This is a genomic window from Cohnella baijiui (assembly GCF_020731285.1).
In the GTDB taxonomy this organism is placed as follows: Bacteria; Bacillota; Bacilli; order Paenibacillales; family Paenibacillaceae; genus Cohnella.
Window position 1 is genome coordinate 1 of record NZ_JAJFOW010000423.1, and the last position, 223, is coordinate 223.

Genomic DNA, 223 nt, shown 5'->3' on the forward strand with positions numbered 1-223 from the left:
CTTTGCACTTAAGAATGACGGAACAGTGTGGGCATGGGGACAAAATGAAAAAGAACAACTAGGTGATGGAACAAAGATGTCTCGTTTTATACCATTTAAGATAAATAATCTCAGTCATATTCAGGATATTACTATAGATGAGAAGAGTGGATTGGCGTTAGATGAAGAAGGAAAAGTGTGGACGTGGGGGCTTGGACAGCAAGGGAGTTCTACAGAGAGGCCT

General features: G+C 41.3%; 1 pseudogene. It reads left to right on the forward strand.

Annotated elements, in window-relative coordinates:
* Positions 1-223, forward strand: a pseudogene (locus LKX83_RS33215) (InlB B-repeat-containing protein); the annotation flags it as partial.